The 14,294-nt window shown below is 69.7% G+C and carries 15 protein-coding genes; 10 read left to right on the forward strand and 5 right to left on the reverse strand.

From position 1 onward, the window contains the following. Positions 1 to 75: 75 nt before the first annotated feature. The gene (locus ABZ564_RS15015; RefSeq protein ID WP_360855329.1) at positions 76 to 300 is read right to left on the reverse strand and encodes a hypothetical protein; all 225 of its coding nucleotides are present in this window, start codon (positions 298 to 300) and stop codon (positions 76 to 78) included. Positions 301 to 607: 307 nt separating this feature from the next. Between ABZ564_RS15015 and ABZ564_RS15020 the strand changes: the two genes are divergently transcribed. Beyond that, complete coding sequence (locus ABZ564_RS15020) at positions 608 to 2,134, forward strand: hypothetical protein (protein ID WP_360855332.1); 1,527 nt, start codon at positions 608 to 610, stop codon at positions 2,132 to 2,134. A 392-nt stretch (positions 2,135 to 2,526) separates the two neighbouring features. Here ABZ564_RS15020 and ABZ564_RS15025 read toward each other — a convergent pair whose 3' ends face one another. From ABZ564_RS15025 to ABZ564_RS15040, 4 genes are all read right to left on the reverse strand, one after another. After that, positions 2,527 to 2,820, reverse strand: coding sequence for an IS3 family transposase (locus tag ABZ564_RS15025; protein ID WP_360855526.1), 294 nt, complete (start codon positions 2,818 to 2,820; stop codon positions 2,527 to 2,529). Positions 2,821 to 2,979: 159 nt separating this feature from the next. After that, positions 2,980 to 3,324, reverse strand: a complete 345-nt coding sequence (locus tag ABZ564_RS15030; RefSeq protein ID WP_360855335.1) for a transposase — start codon at positions 3,322 to 3,324, stop codon at positions 2,980 to 2,982. Positions 3,325 to 3,398: 74 nt separating this feature from the next. Further along, complete coding sequence (locus ABZ564_RS15035; protein WP_360855338.1) at positions 3,399 to 3,944, reverse strand: GNAT family protein; 546 nt, start codon at positions 3,942 to 3,944, stop codon at positions 3,399 to 3,401. Positions 3,945 to 3,954: 10 nt separating this feature from the next. Further along, positions 3,955 to 4,953 (reverse strand): hypothetical protein, encoded by a 999-nt coding sequence (locus ABZ564_RS15040; RefSeq protein WP_360855341.1) that lies wholly within the window; start codon positions 4,951 to 4,953, stop codon positions 3,955 to 3,957. A 593-nt stretch (positions 4,954 to 5,546) separates the two neighbouring features. On the opposite strand from ABZ564_RS15040, the gene ABZ564_RS15045 reads away from it, so the two are divergent. The 9 genes from ABZ564_RS15045 to ABZ564_RS15085 all read left to right on the forward strand — a co-directional run bounded on the left by ABZ564_RS15045 (position 5,547) and on the right by ABZ564_RS15085 (position 13,676). After that, positions 5,547 to 6,089, forward strand: coding sequence for a hypothetical protein (locus tag ABZ564_RS15045; protein WP_360855344.1), 543 nt, complete (start codon positions 5,547 to 5,549; stop codon positions 6,087 to 6,089). A gap of 80 nt (positions 6,090 to 6,169) precedes the next feature. After that, positions 6,170 to 6,592 carry an ATP-binding protein gene (locus ABZ564_RS15050; protein WP_360855347.1) on the forward strand — a complete coding sequence of 141 codons (423 nt, stop codon included), beginning with the start codon at positions 6,170 to 6,172 and terminating at the stop codon, positions 6,590 to 6,592. Positions 6,593 to 7,055: 463 nt separating this feature from the next. After that, on the forward strand, positions 7,056 to 8,258 hold the full coding sequence (locus ABZ564_RS15055; RefSeq protein ID WP_360855350.1) for a hypothetical protein: 1,203 nt from the start codon (positions 7,056 to 7,058) through the stop codon (positions 8,256 to 8,258). Continuing rightward, positions 8,255 to 9,157 carry an NAD(P)-binding domain-containing protein gene (locus ABZ564_RS15060; RefSeq protein WP_360855352.1) on the forward strand — a complete coding sequence of 301 codons (903 nt, stop codon included), beginning with the start codon at positions 8,255 to 8,257 and terminating at the stop codon, positions 9,155 to 9,157. Before ABZ564_RS15055 ends, ABZ564_RS15060 begins: the two co-directional genes overlap by 4 nt. Beyond that, positions 9,154 to 10,287: a hypothetical protein gene (locus ABZ564_RS15065; protein ID WP_360855355.1), complete on the forward strand. Its 1,134-nt coding sequence runs from the start codon at positions 9,154 to 9,156 to the stop codon at positions 10,285 to 10,287. The genes ABZ564_RS15060 and ABZ564_RS15065 overlap by 4 nt, the downstream gene beginning before the upstream one ends. Before the next feature lie 114 nt (positions 10,288 to 10,401). Further along, complete coding sequence (locus ABZ564_RS15070; RefSeq protein WP_360855358.1) at positions 10,402 to 11,226, forward strand: hypothetical protein; 825 nt, start codon at positions 10,402 to 10,404, stop codon at positions 11,224 to 11,226. Continuing rightward, positions 11,195 to 12,682, forward strand: coding sequence for a radical SAM protein (locus ABZ564_RS15075; RefSeq protein ID WP_360855361.1), 1,488 nt, complete (start codon positions 11,195 to 11,197; stop codon positions 12,680 to 12,682). Before ABZ564_RS15070 ends, ABZ564_RS15075 begins: the two co-directional genes overlap by 32 nt. After that, positions 12,679 to 13,347, forward strand: coding sequence for a dTMP kinase (gene tmk, locus ABZ564_RS15080; protein WP_360855364.1), 669 nt, complete (start codon positions 12,679 to 12,681; stop codon positions 13,345 to 13,347). The genes ABZ564_RS15075 and tmk overlap by 4 nt, the downstream gene beginning before the upstream one ends. Further along, positions 13,344 to 13,676: a MazG-like family protein gene (locus ABZ564_RS15085; RefSeq protein WP_360855367.1), complete on the forward strand. Its 333-nt coding sequence runs from the start codon at positions 13,344 to 13,346 to the stop codon at positions 13,674 to 13,676. Before tmk ends, ABZ564_RS15085 begins: the two co-directional genes overlap by 4 nt. The last annotated feature ends 618 nt before the right edge of the window (positions 13,677 to 14,294 follow it).

The raw sequence follows: 14,294 nt of genomic DNA on the forward strand, positions 1-14,294 counted from the left end.
CCTTGGCTGCCCGGCAAAGGACTGCGCACGGCGAAGAGGCCGCCCTCGGCGAGGACGGCCGGCAGTGAGGCGAGGTCACCCGGCTGCGGGTGTCGACCAGGGCCCGGCCGGCGGGCGCACCGGGAGCTTGGCGCCCGGCCGCCGCATGTACCAGCGGATGAACTCGCGGATGACCTGCGCTCGCGGGCTGCGCCCCGTGGGGTGCTGGGCCTTGGTGGCAGCCTCGAAGCCGTTCCACTCGTCGTCGGGTGCACGGAACTTGCGCGGGGGGTCGTACTCGGCCGCGGTGTCGGTGGACATGCCGGTGATCGTAAGCCGTCGTGCCCACAAGGGCAACCGCAAGCCGCCGATTTTGTGGCCACGAAAAGACTGCCGCAGCGGTTGCGTTTGTAGCCACAAGTCATCTACTTTTTGTGGCCACAAGGCGGTGCGTCTTCGATGTGTCCGCCACGCCAGGACTCCCACTCGACGCACGACCGAGAAGAGACGCCATGAGCCAGGAAGCAGCACTCAGGGCGGTTTCTGCCGCGTCTGCGCTGCTCGGTGTCCCCGCCCCACCAGGGGGTGTCCGATGACCCGTCGGCCTTCCCACACGCACCGGCCGAGTGTGAGCCGTCCCGGTTCCAGCGGTCTGCGGTTCGGCATGTTCGCCGTGTGCGTGGTCCGCGACTCCGACCCAGGGCTGAACCGGAGCAAGGCGAAGGCGCTCTACGACCTGCTGGTCAGCTACGCGGACGTCAGCTCTCGTGACACCGGCCGGGGCTACCCGTACCGCGAGGCTCTGGCCTCGTACCTGGACTGCTCGAAGCAGACCGTTGACCGGGCTTCCGAGTACCTGGAGAAGGAGATCGGGCTCGTGACAGTCCACCGCCGGAAGGTGGAGGGCAAGCCTGATGAGAACGACGCGAACCTGTACGAGCTGCATGACTCGTGGCTGATCCACGGCGTGACGCCTCCGGCGGGCACGCCGCCGCAGCTGGTCGCCCGGTACGGGGACACGGTTCCCGGTCTGGACGTCGGCGCCTGGATTGCCGAGCACGCGCCCGACTTCGACCTGGCCGGCTGGAGCGCCGCGCACGAGGAGAAGAAGCGGGCACAGCAGGCCAAGCGCGAGGAGCAGCGACGCGCTGAGAGGGCCCGCCGGAAGAAGCCGAAGAAGGGGGGTGGTCCCACCGGTGACGCCACCCCTGGGGGTGCGGCATCCGAGGGGGGTGACGTCACCGGTGACGCTCCCGGTGGCGTCACCGGTGACGTGACGGGTGGCGTTACGGGTGACGCCCTGTCTACAACCGTTGCTCAAGATCCTTCTTCGACAGCTGAAGCCGTGGCTGACGCCGTAGGCCGGGGTGCAGGTGGTTTAGCGCGTGCGGGATCGAGCGCCGGTGCGGCTGATGAAACCGGCGAGGCTGGGAGCGGCGCCGCCGCGTCGGAACCGAGCTCCCTCCCCGAGCAGCGCAAGCAGTCCCCTCGGCCAGCGACGGTGAAGACCAGACCCCGGAAGGAGTCCGCCGGGTTCGAGATGGTGCGAGCTGCCATCCCGGCCGCCGTTACCGGTCCCGGAACGAAGCTGTGGACCGGGCTGCACCGTGCGATCAACGACCTGCTCGACGGCAACGAGGCGGCGGGCATCCCGAGCCGGACCCCGGAGCAGGTGATCGCCCGGCTCAACCGGCGCTGGTACGGCGAGAACGCAGACGAGCGCACCGCGGCCGACTACGAGGGCGACGACCGCATCCGCAACCGCTGCTCCTGGCTTGCCGCCGCGATCCTCGCCCAGGACTGCCCCGATCCGTCGTGCGAGGACGGAGAGATCATCGGCGGCGGGTCCTGTCGCAACTGCCAGGAGCGCCGCGAGGAGGCCAGAGAGGCCGCGGGGGCCGCTGCGAAGGCCAAAGCCAAGCTGGAGGCCGATACGGCTGCCCTGGTCGCCCGGAAGGCCGTCGTGGGCGTCTGGGCCGAACGCGAAGCGGCGGAAGAGGCCACGATCCGTCAGCGCCTCGGCGAATCGGGGATGTACGGCCAGATGCTCGACCACCATGTCGGGCGCCACATGGCCGGATGGCGCGACCGGAACCACAGACCCTCCGTCCCCGCGGCTCGGAGCACCAACGACCGACAGGTGGCAGGCGCATGAACCCGGATCTCCTGCCCGCGATCGGCGCCTCGCTGCGCGCCCTGTGCGAGTTCTCGACCCGGCACGACGTCGATGGCCGCACGCCGGCCGACCTCGCGGCCGAGCTCGAACGGCCCCGGCCCGCGGTGAAGGGCGCCCATGGCGAGGTGTGGGCGAACCGGTGCGCGCAGCACCCGGCGGCCCCGTCGATCCGGGGGCCTGGAACGGGTGCCTGCTCTGTGGCCCCACCGAGCGACGGCCGGCCTGCCCCGTCGGTGATGACTTCGTGGGCGAGCTCGCGCAGACCGAGACGGGCGCTGGATCGGCTGATCGGGTACCTGGCCCGGACGCTGCCCTCGGGGCAAAGCCCAGAACGAAGAAGTGTCAATCCCCTGGTTTCGTAGAGACCTCTCCTATGCGGCCTTGCACCTCTGGTCGCTCTTCTTGCGTGCTTCGGTGATGGTCCGTTCGAACTCCTCCGGCGGCAGGCCGCCGGCCGCGCTGTGCCTGCGTCGCGGGTTGTAGAACCCGGTGATCCAGGTGGCGATCTTCAGGCGGGCCTCGCCCTGCAGACCGAGCTCGGCCATGATCTCCGCGACCGTGTTCACCGACACCTGCCAGCCCTCCGCCCACAGGTCCAAAGTGATCCTCGGCGAGCCGTAGGTGCCGCCGGACCCGGTGAAGAAGTGGATGATCCGCTCCTCCAGCCTCGCCCTCCTGACCTCGCGTCTCGTCGGGGCGCCGGCGCCATTTGTAGAACCATGCCTCGCTCACCCCGACCACCCGGCAGGACACCCGGTGCGGGACGCCATGCTCGACCCTCTGGTTACCGATGAAGGCGACCACCGCCTCCGGAGCGTTCTCGGTCACTTCACCCAGAGGGCCATGCATGGCTTGAAGACATCACGCTCCATCTCCAGCTCCCGGATCCGCTTGTTCTTCTCCCCGATCTCCCGGCGCAGCCGCTCCAGCTCGGCCCGCTCGGCCTCCCGCACCCGACCGCCACCGCCACTGGCGGCTGTCGGTTGTACGGGCCGGTCCGAGGACGTCGTCCCGTTGCGCCGCCACCGTGACACCCAGCTGTGCAGCGTGCCCGGGTTGATGCCGAGCTCCTCGGCGACCTCCCCGGCCGACCTCCCGGTCTCGACCACGATGCGCACCGCGCCCTCACGGAACTCGGCGTCGTACGGCGGCTTCTTATTGGACCCCATGAATCCCAACTTCCCCTGCAATCACGGGCTCCACGCTACGAGGGGATGGTCATTGTGTCAGCGGGATGGCTCCGTCATGCGCGCCATTCACGGTCGAGCATGGCGTGGACGACGGAGTCTCGCCATTGGCCGGCCTTGAAGATGTGCTCACGGATGGTGCCTTCCTCGGCCATCCCCGCAGCGGTCAAGGTCTTCGCCGACGCGATGTTCTCAGGGCTCCGCGCTCCCCAGATCCGGTGCAGGCCCAGCTCCTCGAACCCGAGGCCAAGGAGCAGCCGCACCGTTTCGAGGCCGAGGCCGGCTCCCCAGGTGTCCGGACGTAGCGCGAAACCGAACGTGGCGCCGCGCGGTTGATGGGGGTCGGTGGCGATGCGGCCGAACCCGATCAGCTCGTCGGTGTCTCGCTGGACGACAGCCAGCGCGTACTCGGTACGAGGCGTCTCCGTCGCCGAGGCGACGGACCGAGAAACGATCTGCTCGACTTGCTCACGCGTGCGCGGCTCGAAGGACAGATGCTCGGTAGCCGCCGGACTGCCGTAGAGGGCCAGTACTGCGTCGATGTCCTCGTGGGTGAGTTCGCGCAGACCGAGGCGGGAGCTGGATCGGCTGATCGGGTACATGGCTCGGACCCTATCCCCGGGGCAGAGTGCGCCGGCTCACGGGGAAGGCTTCGATCTCCGCAAGAAGGTCCTGGGCGGCCACGGCGGTGCGTGCGGGGTTGCCCCCCAGTGCTTGGCGGACGCGCTGCGCGGACACGATGATCCCGTTGTTCCGGTGAGAGACCGGGAGGTCCAGGACCGGGCGGATGGCCTCGACTGCCCCTTCTACATCTCCGCCGAAGAGTCGGGCCAGGGCGAGGTCGCACTGTGCTCCTGCGAGATCGCCGAAGGCCCAGGTCGGCGATGAGGGGTCGCTGAAGCCCTGCACGGCCTGCTCCGCCTGGGCGATGACCCTCGCATCGCCGTTGCCGAGCAGGACCTCCGATTCGACCGCGTAGTAGAGCTGCTTCTCCGGGGCGTAGGTGAACAGGCCGCCGAGCTGGTCGAGGTCGTCGTGGACTACGCGCTCCCGCCGGTCGGTCGCCTGCCGGTTTGCGGTGCGTACGGCCTCTCCGTTGCCTAGAGCGGCGGCGGCACGAGCCTGGAGGCCGAGCAGCCACAGGCCCACCGTTCCGCGCTGGTCGGCCGTGGCTTCGACCCCCTGGCTCGCGTAGTGGTAGGCGTCGTGCGGCTTGTCCGCCCAGTAAGCGATCAAGGACTTGAGGCCGTCGGTGAGGGCGACCAGGCCAGGGTGCTCGGCCTCCTTGGCACACGAGGCCGCGACGCGGGTCATGGTGCGCGCGTCGTGCGGGGACTCCATGTCGTTGAAGCCCTTGGCGACCAGGAACGACAGCACCGCCGCCTTGAAGTTCAGGTCGCGCAGTTGGGACGGTCGGACCCGGCCGCCGTCCAGGAGGCGGAAGACCTGGTCCTGGGTTTCCAGCAGGTCATCCCAAATCTCCGAGAGAGGCTCACGCGGGTACGCGGAGACTAGACGCGACACCTCGTCGTCGAGCAGCCCGAGCGTGTCGTCGCCCACACGCTCGCGGTCCTTGTCCAGCAGGAACGCCTTTGCCCGTTGCACTGCCATCGCGCCCGTCCTTTTCATCTCGGTCAAGTCCATGCCACCAGGGGCATGAGGTGCAGTTGGTGACGCGGCGGTAAGAGGAACGAAACGCGGTGATTGGCCGGCGCCCTCGGGGACTTCGGACCAGAGGTTTTCGATGCTGTAGCCCAGCATCTCGACCACAACGGGACGGAAGGCTCTCTGAGGCTTCCGCCCCTCGTAGATCCATCCCTCGACGGTCTTCGGGGCCGGGTCTGCGTTCTCTAAGCCGAGCCGCGCGGCAGCGGCCCGGTACTGCGGAAGGAAGTCCTCTGGGCTTCGTAGGCCCCTGTCTTCGAGGACTTGCCGGAAGAACAGCATGCGTCTCCTTCCATCCGCTGGCACGTCACGGTCTCGACGGTAGACCGGCTACTTCTTCAAGTTCCCCCATCCAGACGGTGTTTAGCGGATCCGGGGAAGGTCCGAGGGCAAGTAGAGGATTTACGTCAACTTCGCACCACGATCCGAGGTGGGTTTGGGGGTAGAGCCGTCCCCCGTGCAATTGCAAGGCTCTTAGGCGCCCTCGCTGAACGTGAGTGGACGAACACGCTTTGCCCCCTGATTCGAGGAGCGTCGAGGTGACCACGAGTATGGCCAGGGACCCAGTTCGGGTGGGCGGTGCCCTCGTGCACACTCGGGCGGACCGAGACCTCGCTGTCGCCGAGTGGCTGCTGCTGTCGGCTGCGGACAAGGACGCCGCGCTCGACCAGTGGAGGACGACCAGGAGCGCGGTCCTGCGCTGCGGTGCCCTCTTCACGACGGTGGGCTTGCCCGAGCTCCTGATCCACGCTGCGGCCGGGACGGCGGTTCGCGAGGCCGTCGCCGCCTTCCTTCGCGAAAGCGTGGTCGGCCCGGTGTTCTACGACTCCGTGAGCCGGCGGTACCGCGCTCTCGTCCCGCCCAGCGCCGCCAGGGTCTGGCCGGCCATGCCCGGCACCGTGTGCGCAGGCTCTGGAGGGCTGGTGACCGTGCCGGTGCCAGGACAAGCGCGGCAGGGCGGTGGCCGGACGTACTGGGTCACGTCGATGGACGGCCCAGGAGCTCTGTGCCTGGTGCGCGACGTCGCTCTGGTGGCGCTCGCCGGGCACGCCCGCACCGTCCGCGCCAGTGGGGGCAGCTGATGACCACCCCGACGCTCAGCGGTACGGGCACGTTGTTCTCCCCGGCCGATAGACGTCCTTCCAGGATTGGTTCGATCGCCATGGTCGAGACCGGCACGGGCGTACTGCCCGCGTACACCGAGACGCTGCCACGGCGTCCGGAATCGGCGTCCGACGCCCGCCGACTGCTGCGCCTGGCGCTGAATGTCTGGGGCATGGACGGCGTGCGTGATGCGGCCGAGATGGTCCTCAGCGAGCTGGTGACCAACGCGGTCGTACACGCGCGACGCGACTCGGTCCGGGTCACCGTGACCCGGCTCGGTGAAGCCCGCGTCCGGGTGGCCGTGGTGGACCTGTCGCGGGAGCACCCGCGGCCCAGGACGCCAGGCGTGAACGACGAGGGCGGGCGCGGCCTGGAGATCGTGGAGGCGCTGAGCCACGGCCGGTGGGGGGTCGATCCGAAGCGCTGGGGCAAGCAGGTCTGGGCCGATCTGGACGCCAGCGACGGGGACTTCGGTGAGTGAGCGCACCCTTCAGGTCCTGTACATCGCGGTCCTGTTCGGGGTGGCCGTCTCGCTCGTCATCGGAATCACACAGAGCGGATGAAGGGAATCAATCATGGCCACGTGCGCCCGTTGCGCCCGTCTGCGTGAGGAAGAAGCGAGTGCCCGTAGGGTCGGCGACCACTCCCGCGCTGCGGACTGTCGCGTCCTGCTCAACAGGCATCCCCGTCACAGCAGCGCCTCGTCGCGGAAGCCGGCCGCCTCCCTACCGGAGGGCGAGTGAGCCAGCCGCCGCGCTCTGCCCGAAAGTCCCTCGTACTACGCCTCTGCCAAGTCGGCGTCTTCCTGGGAGCCCTCGTCATGATCGTCATCGCAGCCGGGTGGTAAGCAGCCGAGCCCCGGTCTCCCACCCGGTTTGGCCGCCCACCCCGCGGCACATCCCCTACCACCACCAGAGGAAGCGCGATCCCACAAGGAGACGCCAGTGACCATCACCACGGAGCACGGAACGTTAGACGTGGCCGCCCTGCGAGCCGCCACTCAGGAGATCATCAACCAGGCGGTCACGAAGCGGTGGCCGGAGAAGGAACTCGTCCTCGGGCCGCAGTGCCCAAGCGTCACGTCGTACGTCTGCCGGGTCATGGTCGACGGCGAGGTTCTGATCGCCAAGTACTCCTGGCTGGGCATGTCCTTGGTCTCGCTCCTGCGGGGTGCTGCCGGACCGTGGGAGAGCGTGCTGGAGGCGCAGCGGGCCTATGTGGCGAGCGCGGACCTGCTGACTGCCCGGGAGGCGCAGAATCTCCGCTTCCTGCGCCGCCTTGGACGGCCCCGGGTGTGCAAGACAGCGGGCCTGTGCGATGGCTTTCTTCTCACGCGGGTTGTGCCCGGCACATCGCTGGCCGACGAACTGTCGGTTCGCCCTTGGGACACGGCAGCGCTGTTGGACCAGGTTCTCGTCGAGCTGCGGGGCCTCCACGGTCCGGTTGGGGCCGAGGCCCTGCAGGACGCGGCGCCGATCACCGAGCGGTCCGTTGTCGGCGTGTTCCGTCGGAAGTTCGGGAGCTTGGGCAGCTCGGATTATCTGCGGTCGCTCGGCGCGGACAGCGGTTTGCCGGAGTTCGAGCGACTGGAGGCCACCGCCCTGTTGCAGAGCACGGTGCGGCGGCTCCTCAAGATGGTCGACGGCCTGTCAACGCGGCGTGACACGGCCGTGTTCGGCGACCTCAAGCCGGAGCACGTCTTCGCCGTCGGTTCTCGCCTCACACTCATTGACCCGGCCGTGCAGTGGGCGGCTGGTCCCGAGCCGGACATCGCAAAGCTCGTCGGCCGCACGCTCCTCCTCGCCCTCAGCCACCAGGAGCCGGCCGCAGGTTGGCAGATCGTGCAGGGGGCCGCCTACACGATCGACCGGTACGTGGCGACGCTGCCCGAGCACGAGCACTCCCGGCGGCTGCGGGAGGTCCTGGTCCTGTGGCTCATGGACACCGTGAGCATCCTGAGTACCTGCCTCAGTGCGCCCCCGGGACTCCCCCTGGCACCCCATCAGCAGGCCCTCGTCGCCCAGGCCCGCACGGTCGCGGGCGTCGTCGACCGGGCGAGCGCCCTCCTCGTCGGGTCGATGACCGGCCCCCGGCTCCTGGACGCGGTTTTCTCCGAGGTGGAGCACACCGCGAGGAGCGCGCGGTGAGCGGCCCGGTGGTGGGGATCGTCGGGGCGGGCGCCGTCGGGCAGACCGTCGCTACGAGCCTGGTGACCGCCGGCCTGCCCGAACGGCTCCTCGTCGTGTCCCGGCAGCCCAGCCAGGTGCAGGGCTTATGCACCGACCTTCAAGACCTCGCACAGACCGCCCAGTCACGCTCCCTGGTCGAGGCCGGTGAGGTCGCCGACCTCCACGGCTGCGACGCGGTCGTGATCGCCCTGCGGACCGACTTCACGAACACGGCCCAGCGGGACATCCGGCGCGGCGGCGCGGCGGCGAACGCGCCCGCGCTCGGCGCGCTGGCGCGGGAGCTGCGCGGGTACGGCGGCACCGTCCTCGTCGTGACGAACCCGGTCGACCTGATGGCCCGCCGGTTCGGCGAGGTCTCGGGCTGCTCCCGGGTCTTCGGGATCGGCTCGAACCTCGACTCGGCCCGCTACCGGCTCCTGCTCGCCCGCTACGCCCAGGTCTCCCCGGAGCTGGTGCGCGGCCACGTCATCGGCGAGCACGGTGACCGCGCCGTCGTATGCGCGTCCACGACCACCGTCGGCAGCCGCCCGATCGCCGTCCCCGTGCGCACCGTCGTGGCCGACCTCCAGCAGCGCCCGGCGCTGATCCGGGACGGCATCGGCCGTACTCGCTGCGGGCCCGCCGGCGCGGTGCTCTCCACGCTCCGCAAGGCCCTCGGCCTGGTCGACGGCGTCGAGGAGCTGTCCGTCCCGTACGGGGACGTCTTCCTCGGAATCCCGGTCCACTTCGCGGGCGGCAAGGCCGTACCGTGCCTGCCTCCCCTCACCCGCGCCGAGCGTCTGCGTCTGGACTCGGCTGCCAGCAGCCTCCGCGACGCCTATGCCCAACTACCCCTCCTCGAAAGGATCGGCACATGATCAGCGCTACCCGACTCGAGGCCGCCGCGGCGGCCGTCACCGTGCTCAGCAACAGCACGGTGGTCACGGACTGGTCCTTGAGGTACTTCGGCCCGTGGTGGAATGCCACGTCGGTGGATGCGGCATCCGTGTGCGCCGGGGCCGCTGTGCTCGCGGACGTCAACGCGGACGGCTACGAGGAGATCACTCGTCTGGTCCACGACGGCCGGTCCACCGAGGAAGTGGACTATGCCAAGCACCCGCTGCTGGTGGCGCGCGATGGCGAGGACATCGTTGCGACGTCGCCGGAAGAGGGGATCGCGTACCGCAGCACGCCGTCCTCCGGCCGTCTGGTCCTCGCTGGTACGCACGCGCAGCCTCTCGCCCTGGCCGCTGCGCGCCTGGCTCGGGAGGCGATCCGTGGTCAGCTCCTGCGTGACGGGTGGGCGGTGCTCCACTCCTCCGCGGTCGTACGGCCGGACGACGGCGCGACCCTGCTGACCTTCGGTGACAAGGGGGCCGGGAAGACGACCACGGCGCTGCTGCTCGCCTCGGCCGGCTGGCAGCTCCTCGCCAACGACCGGGTGCTGGTGCGGCCGACCGGCGAGCGGGACATCGAGGTCGTGCCCTGGCCGTCCGCCGCAGCGCTCGGCCTGGGCCTGCTCCACTCGCTCGGCTGGGACGGCAAGGCGCGCGAGCACCTGCGGTCGGGCGGCAGCTTCCACCCGACTCAGCACGACTCGGTGACCGAGGCGTTGCTCGCCGGCGACCACACGCCGCTGTGGGAGAACGCGCGGCGGGAGCGGAAGGTCCAGGTGTTCCCGGACCAGTTCCCGGACCTGTTCGATGTCCCGCTCGCCACCGGTGGCCGGGCGGCCGGCCTCCTTTTCCCCCAGATCGACGCCGACGCGGCGCCGGACATTACCGACGGCACCCGGACGCTGGGCGAGGCCGATTTCATGTCGGGGGCGACCGAGGACCGCTACCCGGACATCTTCGGGCAGGCGCAGGGCGTGGACGGCGGCGGCCGGGAGAGCGCCCGCGCCGAGGTCGCGGCACGACTTGCCGAACTGCCGCACCGCGCCGTCTGGCTCAACCACGACATCCCGGCGAGCACCGCGGTGCTGTGCAAGGTCGCGGACGCGATCTGACCTTCGGCTATCACCGTCAGGACCCGCTGCTTGCCGGAAACCGAGCAGACTGCCGTGTATGCCCGGCCGGGCCCCCGGCCGGGCATACACAGACGCGCTACGGAAGGCACCACGATGACCACCGCCACCTTGCTGACGGATCACCCGGCCTGGACGGTACGAGCAGACGGTACGAGCTGCCGCCTCCTTGCTGTCGGTGCTGACGCCTGGTTCGTGGCCTGGGACGGCACCCGGCTGGTTCCGTCGAAGCTCGGCGGCCCGGCCGTCAACGAGACCGTGGCCGCGATCGAGACAGAGCCGGTGAGCCTGCCACCGAACGCTCCGCGCCCTCTGACGGCAGCCCTGGCCGGCCTCGGGACCGTGCACCGGTTGCCGTCGCCCACGCTGTGGGAGGCGATCACCAGCGGCCTGCTGCGCAAGATCATTCGCGCCGCGCAGGCCCGCGCCCTGTATCAGCGGTGGATCACGGCGTATGGCGCGGCCTGGGATACCCCGGCCGGGGTGCTGCACACCGTGCCGGACCCGGAGAGGGTCCTTGCGTTGGCCGCGGAGCAGTTCACCGAGATCGGCGCAGCGCTGCACCGCAAGGCACTGCCGGCTGCTGCGGCGGCGTACCTGGAGAACGGCGATGCGTGGATTCAGCTCTCGCCCGACGACCTGGTGAAGGCCCTCCAGGAGGTGCCGGGCATCGGCCCGTGGACCGCTGCGTGCGCGGCGGCTGACTTCACGGGGGACTACTCCGTCTACCCGCACGGCGACTTGGCGGTACGCACGTGGGCGGCAAAGGCCGCCCCCACCGCAGCGCTGCCTGAGAAGCCGCGGGAGTTCGAAGCCGCCTGGTCCCGGTGGGCGCCAGATCGGCCGCAACTTCACGCCCTGACCACCTACACACTCGCGTGGGGGATTCATGCCCGACCAGCCGTTATCCGCCATCCCTGACCGCATCGTCGGCGCCGCCGCCGGCCGGCCCCTCGACTTGCTGCTGATCAACGCGCCGCTGCGGGACTACTCGCTGAGGCCCCGCTTGACGGACTACACCCTGCCGGTCATCGGTATGGGGTACATCGCTACGTACGCGAAACTGGCCGGCCACAACGTGGGGTTACTCGATGCCGAGGCGCACGGCCTGGGCGTCGAGGAGACCATCCAGCTGGCGAATGCCGCCGGGCCGCGCTGGTGCGGGCTGAACCTGCTGGCACCTACCTACGAGCTGTCGGCCAGGATCGCCGCAGGGCTGAACGAGGACATACGGCTGATCGTCGGTGGCCACCACGCGAAGGCCGCTCCCGAATCGGTGCTCGTCGACCCGCGCATGAGCCGTCTGACCGCTCTCGTCGTCGGCGAGGGTGAGACTCGGGTGGCCGCACTCCTGGACGACCCGGCCCGCCGCGCGGAGCTACCCGGTGTGATGTGGCGCGACCGGCTCCTCGGCACGACCGCAGAGGGCATCGAGCACGACCCGGCCCGCGTCGGGCACTGGCTGAGCCCGGACATCAACGGCCTTCCGATGCTCGACCGCGCGTTCCTGCCGCAAGACCCGTACCTCGCCGGCGACGGCCGCCGGGAGGCGAACATGGTCGGGGCGCGCGGTTGCCCCTACGACTGCTGGTTCTGCGGTGCCGCCGTCAGTAAGAACCCGGACCTGACGATCCGTACCCGCACCCCCGAGAACATCCTCACCGAGATGCACCAGTTGGCGGACGGCCAGGGCGTGAGCGCGTTTCGGTTCGTTGACGACCTGTTCCTCGGGGCGCGCCGGATCATCCACCCGATGATGGACGCCTTCACCGCGGACAGGGTCGGAGAGCGGTGGGTGTGGGATGCCACGGGGCGGATCAACGTCCTCGACCGCGAGAGCGACGCGATGCTCGACATCCTCGCCCGTTCGGGGATGCGCGAGGTCGCGCTCGGTATCGAGTCCGGCTCCGACCGCGTCCTGGCGGAGATGGACAAGCGGATCACCGCGGGCATGACGCTCCGGGTCGCTGAGCGGCTGATGCGGCGCGGCGTGAACGTGAAGGGGTACTTCATCCTCGGCTACCCCGGCGAGGAGCCGGAGGACTTGGCGGCGACCCTCGATCACGTGAACCGGCTGTGGGAACTGGCCGACCGGTTGCCTGGGAGCTTCCGCGCGAGCGCGTTCGAGTTCCGCCCGTATCCCGGGTCGCCTGTCTGGGACAAGCTCGTCACGGACGGGCACGACCCGGTCGCGATGACCGCGTACGCCGACGTCGACCTGACCGACGAAGGGGCGGACGAGGCGATGCGGCAGCGCGACGAGTTCGCGTTCAGTGTCGGTATCCAGTTCGCCGGCACGCCGCTCCCGGAGCTGCGTGCTGCTCTCGCGCGGATCGCCCGCGAGCAGCACGCCCGCACAGCGGCGGTGGCCTCGTGACGGGCACGCGGCCCGGCCGCTTCATCACCCTTGACGGACCGGGCGGCGTCGGGAAGTCCACGACAGCGGGCGCCGTCGCCCGGCTTTTGGCGGCCCACGGCGAGCAGGTCCACTCCACGAAGGAGCCGTCCGGCTCACCGCTCGGGCAGTTCATCCGAGCGAACGCCGACGACTACGACGGTGCCGCCCTGGCGTGCCTGGTCGTCGCTGACCGCCACCACCACCTCGCGCGAGAGATCGTGCCGCGCCTCACCGCCGGTGACACCGTCGTCTGCGATCGGTACATAGCTTCCACGCTGGTCGTCCAGGCCCTCGACGGGGTGCCGCAGCGTTACCTTCTCGACCTCAACGCCGGCCTGCGCCTACCGGACCTCGCGGTGATCCTCACCGCGGACCCGCGCGCTATTGCCGCCCGCATCGCCGAGCGCGGCGCGACTCACCGCTTCAACCGTGACGCGAGCTTCCCGGCCAGGGAGGTAGCTCTGTACGACAGAGCCGCTGAGCTGCTGCGCGCCATGGGGGTGCCGGTCCTTGTTCTCGATACCGGCGCCGCATCACCGACAGTGATTGCCGAGCAGATCGCGTCGGCCGCGTTCGGCCTCGGTAGCGTCTCGAACCACCTCAATTCAGCACCCGCATCTACGCAAGGAGCAACCCCAGCATGACCGTCAACACCGGTGTCGGCGAAGAAGCTTGGTCAACGGTCCAGCGACTCGTGGAGTGGCTGGACGCGAAGGACAACGCGACGCCGGACAAGGCCCGGCTCCTGCGCATCCTCAAGCTCTCGGAGGAGGTGGGGGAGGTCGCCCAGGCGGCGATGGGCGCCGACAACGCCAACCCGCGCAAGGGCCACAGTCACACGTGGGAGGACGTCCAGCACGAGCTGTGCGACGTGATGCTGACCAGCATGGTCGCCCTCCTCACGCTCACCCCGGACGCAGCGAAGGTCTTTCAAGAGCGCCTCGATGCCGTGGCCGAGCGATCGCTGGCCTAGGAGGTGTGACCACGAGAATCGGTCGGGCGGCCTGCCCGTCTACGGGTCCCATGCCTCCGTAGCCCCGGACAGGACGGTCGTTCTCTCGCGAGGCGGATGGACCGTGACCATCTGACAGGGCCTGAGCGGGCCAAGGGTCTGCGTACTCCTTTCGGGTGGCGTTCAACTAGTTGTTGAATCGGCCTAGTCATGGAGGACCGCCGCAGGTTAAATGGTCGACACGTTTCGGACATTAGCCTGAACATTCTGACAAGTTCCCTCGCCCTCCGGGGCGTGGGTGCGTGCAGGCCCCGTCCATGCTCCGCAGCTAGACGGTTCCGCAGGTAGGGCCCGGCAGTTCACTGCCGGGCCCTACGTCGTTCCTGGGCGTGTTCCCAGCCGTGTTCCCGTGGGAACACAACCGGGCCCGGATGCGGGGAGATCCGGGAAGAAACGGGGAGATGCGGGCCGATTGTTCGAGGTCAACGCATTGTGCCTGGTCAGAGGGGTTACCGATACCGGTTCGAGTCCGGTTCCGGGCACCATCGCGTTCGAAGTCCTGACGGGCACGGCCGGCCCCGAAGCGGCCGTCCCGGGCCGTGGTCCCGGCGGACCCCACCAGGCCGACGGGCCCCGGCG

It is taken from the genome of Streptomyces sp. NPDC019224, from assembly GCF_040632605.1.
In the GTDB taxonomy this organism is placed as follows: domain Bacteria; phylum Actinomycetota; class Actinomycetes; order Streptomycetales; family Streptomycetaceae; genus Streptomyces.

Excerpts from the sequence above, each read along its gene's own strand:
- ABZ564_RS15015 (WP_360855329.1), bottom strand. The coding sequence starts at position 300 with ATGTCCACCGACACCGCGGCCGAGTACGACCCCCCGCGCAAGTTCCGT.
- ABZ564_RS15030 (WP_360855335.1), bottom strand. The coding sequence starts at position 3,324 with ATGGGGTCCAATAAGAAGCCGCCGTACGACGCCGAGTTCCGTGAGGGC.
- ABZ564_RS15035 (WP_360855338.1), bottom strand. The coding sequence starts at position 3,944 with ATGTACCCGATCAGCCGATCCAGCTCCCGCCTCGGTCTGCGCGAACTC.
- ABZ564_RS15040 (WP_360855341.1), bottom strand. The coding sequence starts at position 4,953 with ATGGCAGTGCAACGGGCAAAGGCGTTCCTGCTGGACAAGGACCGCGAG.
- ABZ564_RS15050 (WP_360855347.1), top strand. The coding sequence starts at position 6,170 with ATGGTCGAGACCGGCACGGGCGTACTGCCCGCGTACACCGAGACGCTG.
- ABZ564_RS15065 (WP_360855355.1), top strand. The coding sequence starts at position 9,154 with ATGATCAGCGCTACCCGACTCGAGGCCGCCGCGGCGGCCGTCACCGTG.
- ABZ564_RS15070 (WP_360855358.1), top strand. The coding sequence starts at position 10,402 with ATGACCACCGCCACCTTGCTGACGGATCACCCGGCCTGGACGGTACGA.
- ABZ564_RS15075 (WP_360855361.1), top strand. The coding sequence starts at position 11,195 with ATGCCCGACCAGCCGTTATCCGCCATCCCTGACCGCATCGTCGGCGCC.
- ABZ564_RS15085 (WP_360855367.1), top strand. The coding sequence starts at position 13,344 with ATGACCGTCAACACCGGTGTCGGCGAAGAAGCTTGGTCAACGGTCCAG.